We start from the raw sequence: 3,089 nt of genomic DNA on the forward strand, positions 1-3,089 counted from the left end.
GCCCACGCGCTGCTCTGGCAATCCGAAGACACAGTGCCCTACGAATGCGACGGGTTGACGGCCTACCGTGAGCGCCCGCTGGTGGTGGTGTTGCCCGAAACCGAGGCACAGGTGGCCGCGGTGCTCAAGACCTGCCACGGTCTCGATGTGCCCGTGGTGGCGCGCGGCGCGGGCACTGGCCTCTCGGGTGGTGCCATGCCGCACGCCCTGGGCGTGACGATGTCGCTGGCCAAGTTCAACCGCATTCTCAACATCGACCCGCGCTCGCGCACGGCCGTGGTGCAGGCGGGCGTGCGCAACCTCGCCATCTCGGAAGCCGCCGCGCCGCACGGTCTGTACTACGCGCCCGACCCGAGCAGCCAGATCGCCTGCACCATCGGCGGCAACGTGGCGGAGAACTCCGGCGGCGTGCACTGCCTCAAATACGGCCTCACCGTGCACAACGTACTGCAGGTGCGCGGATTCACCATTGAAGGTGAGCCCATCACCTTCGGCGGCGAGGCACTGGACGTGCCGGGTCTTGACCTGCTCTCGCTCATCATCGGCAGCGAAGGCATGCTGGCCGTGACCACCGAGGTCACGGTGAAGCTGGTGCCCAAACCATTGCTGGCGCGTTGCATCATGGCCAGCTTCGACGACATCCGCAAAGCCGGCGACGCCGTGGCCAGCGTGATCGCCGCCGGCATCATTCCGGCCGGGCTGGAGATGATGGACAAGCCCATGACGGCTGCTGTGGAGGACTTCGTGCACGCCGGCTACGACCTCAACGCCGAAGCCATCCTGCTGTGCGAGAGCGACGGCACGCCCGAAGAAGTGGAAGAAGAGATCGGCCGCATGAGCGCGGTGCTGCGCAGCTGCGGCGCCACGGCCATTGCGGTGAGTCAAAACGAAGCCGAGCGCCTGCGCTTCTGGAGCGGGCGCAAGAACGCGTTTCCGGCCAGCGGGCGCATCAGCCCCGACTACATGTGCATGGACTCGACCATCCCGCGCAAGCGCCTGGCCGACATCCTGCTGGCCATCGCAGAGATGGAGAAGAAGTACGGCCTGCGCTGCGCCAACGTGTTCCACGCGGGCGACGGCAACCTGCACCCGCTGATCCTGTTCGATGCGAACGACGCGGACCAGCTGCACCGCTGCGAACTCTTCGGTGCCGAGATCCTGGAGACCAGCGTGGCCATGGGCGGCACGGTCACGGGCGAGCACGGCGTGGGTGTGGAGAAGCTCAACAGCATGTGCGTGCAGTTCTCACCCGAGGAGAACGAGCAGATGTTCAGCGTCAAGCGGGCTTTTGATACCAAATCGCTACTGAACCCAGGCAAGGTCATTCCCACCCTGCAACGTTGTGCTGAGTACGGAAAAATGCTGGTGCGCGGAGGCCGTCTGGCGCACCCCGATTTGCCACGGTTCTGAGGGTCAAATATCACGTTCAACACGGTGCCCTGTGGGGTACAGTTGATCGATGAGCGCTCTCTTCCCTCCGAAAGACAGCCGTCTTGAAGCCAACCGACCCGAGGCAACGATCTCGGCTCGCGAACGGGCGCTGCTGCTGGAGATCGAGACCCTCAAGGCCGAAAACCTGCACCTGAGGGGCCGCTACGCCCAGCACATGGGCGGCAGCCTGCACGAAGGCTCGTCCAGCGAACCGGGTTTTCATGCCGAGTTGCCGCTGTCGCTCGAACTGGCGCTGGATGCCGACCAAGGTTCGCCGGTGGCCGCCGCGCAGCTGGAGTACGAGGCGCTGTTTGCTGCGCTGGGCAGCGCGTTTCCCATCGGCATCTTTCGCACCGACCAAGCCGGCCTGCTCACCCACGTCGACACCCGGCTGCAGGAGATCTTCGGACTCGACAAACGTGAATTCCCCAACTTCGGCTGGCTCGACCGTGTGCACCCCGACGACCTGCCCCGCGTGCAGGAGCACTGGATCCGCGGCATCGCCACCGGCGAGAGTCTGAGCGTTGAGTTCCGGCTGGTCCGGCCGGGCGACGAGATCGTGCATGTGCTGGCGCGCAACTCGCCGCTGCGCGACAAGGACGGCAATGTCACGAGCCAGCTCGGCTTCATCCAGGACATCACGCCCATGCGCACGCTCGAGGCCGAAGCGCGCATCAAGGACGAACTCAACCGCCAGATCATTGCCAGCAGCCCGGACTGCACCAAGGTGCTGGATCTGGAAGGGCGCGTGGTGCAGATGACGGCACAGGGTTGCCGCCTGGTGGAGGTGGACGACTTCGAACAAGTGCGCCTGGGCGCCTGGACCGACTGGTGGCCCGACGATGGCGTGCAGCTGGCCGTGAGTTCGATAGCGTCCGCCCGGCGCGGTGAGAGCGCCCGCTTTGTGGCTTATGGCCCCACGTTCAAGGGAACGCCCAAGTGGTGGGACACCATGGTGACGCCGATCTGCGACACCAACGGCCAGCCGGTGATGTTGCTGGCGGTCTCGCGCGACATCACGGAACAGCACCTGCAACAGGAAAGCATCCAGCGCTTCAACGCCGAGCTGGAAAGCGCGGTCCAGCAACGCACCGAAGAGCTGGCCGAAGCCAAGGACCGGATCCAGCGCGCGCTGCGCGAGGCCCAGATCGCCTACAACCAGGCGCCCTGCGGTTACCACTCGGTGGACGCCAACGGCCTGTATGTGCTGATCAACCAGACCGAACTCACCTGGCTGGGTTACGAGAGCCGCAGCGAGGTGGTGGGCAAAAAACACTTCCGCGACCACGTGCAGCCGGCGTACCTCGACGAAGTGCTGCAGCGCCTGCAGCGCCTCAAACGCGGCGAAACGTTGGAGGCGGCCGAGATCGGCATGCTGCGGCGCGACGGGACCGGCTTCATCGGCCTGCTCAACACCACCGCAGTGCTGGACGAGCAGGGCCGCTTTCTGCGCACGAACAACACGCTGGTCGACATCACCGGGCGCAAGGCGGCCGAGGTGGCCCTGGCCGCCCAACGCAATTTCCTGCAGACCATCACCAGCAGCGTGCCGGTGCAGCTGGCGTTCTTCGACACCAAGCTCATCTGCCGCTTTGCCAACGCCAGCTATGCTCGCTGGCTCAACGGCACACCCGAACAGCTCGTGGGGCTGCACCTGA

The 3,089-nt window shown here is 65.4% G+C and carries 2 protein-coding genes; both read left to right on the forward strand.

The window, feature by feature from the left end; genetic code table 11:
• A partial coding sequence (locus tag Q0C59_RS12785) for an FAD-linked oxidase C-terminal domain-containing protein (RefSeq protein WP_291216087.1) occupies positions 1-1,410 on the forward strand: 1,410 nt, incomplete at its 5' end.
• A gap of 49 nt (positions 1,411-1,459) precedes the next feature.
• The coding region (locus tag Q0C59_RS12790; protein ID WP_291216091.1) for a PAS domain-containing protein at positions 1,460-3,089 on the forward strand (1,630 nt) is incomplete at its 3' end.

Source organism: Hydrogenophaga sp. (assembly GCF_022844385.1).
Taxonomy (GTDB): Bacteria; Pseudomonadota; Gammaproteobacteria; order Burkholderiales; family Burkholderiaceae_C; genus Hydrogenophaga.